The following is a 939-nucleotide window of genomic DNA, read 5'->3' on the forward strand; positions in this document are numbered from 1 at the left end:
GCCCTCGCCGTCCCCGTCGCCGGCGCTGCGGGCATCGCCCTCCCCGGCTGCGAGTGCGCGTCCGTCCCCGTCGCCGGCTCCCTCATCCGCCGCGGAGTGGCCCCGGCGGCAGCCCTCGCCTTCCTCCTCTCCGCCCCCGCGATCAACCCGGTCGTCCTGGTCGCGACCTCGATCGCCTTTCCCGGCCGGCCGGAGATGGTCCTCGCCCGCCTCCTCGCCTCCCTCGCGGCGGCGGTGGTCATGGGCTGGCTGTGGGCGAGGTTCGGCAAGGAGCGGTGGCTACGACCGCCGAACGCCCGGACCGGCCCGGAGCCGTCCGGCGTCCGCGCCTTCGTCCACGGCCTCCAGCACGACTTCCTCCACGCGGGCGGCTTCCTCGTGGTGGGCGCGGCAGCGGCGGCGACGTTCAACATCGCGGTACCCCGCGCCTACCTGGACGTCTTCACCGACTCCCCCTGGCTGTCCGTCCTCCTCCTGGCCCTGCTGGCCGTGGTGCTGTGCGTGTGCAGCGAGGCGGACGCCTTCGTCGCCGCGTCGCTCAGCGGCTTCTCCCCGACCGCCCGGCTCGCCTTCATGGTCGTCGGCCCCATGGTCGACCTGAAGCTCATCGCCCTCCAGACCGGCACCTTCGGCCGCGCCTTCGCGCTCCGCTTCGCCTCCGCGACCTGGGTGGTCGCCGTCCTGTCCAGCGTGCTCGTGGGGTGGTGGCTGCTGTGAGGGCACCGACGGTTCTCCTGCTGCTGACCGGCGCGGCCGTGCTCCGCGTCTCCCTGTTCAGCGAGCTGTACCTGCGGTACGTGCAGCCCGCTCTGCGGCCGTACCTGATCGTCTCCGGCTGCGCGCTGGTCCTGCTGGGCCTGGTCTCGGCGGTCCTACGGCGCGACGCGCACTCCCACACTCCCCGAGCCGCCTGGCTGCTGGCCCTCCCCGCCCTCGCCC

At 74.2% G+C, this 939-nt stretch carries 1 protein-coding gene and 1 pseudogene; both read left to right on the plus strand.

What is annotated here, in order from left to right:
• Nucleotides 1–717 (plus strand): permease (locus CCN42_RS37800; protein ID WP_086741775.1); only part of this gene is annotated, 717 nt, incomplete at its 5' end.
• Nucleotides 714–939: pseudogene (locus tag CCN42_RS37805) on the plus strand (TIGR03943 family putative permease subunit); the annotation flags it as partial. The gene CCN42_RS37800 and the pseudogene CCN42_RS37805, both read left to right, overlap by 4 nt.

It is taken from the genome of Streptomyces glaucescens (assembly GCF_002154375.1).
GTDB lineage: Bacteria > Actinomycetota > Actinomycetes > Streptomycetales > Streptomycetaceae > Streptomyces > Streptomyces glaucescens.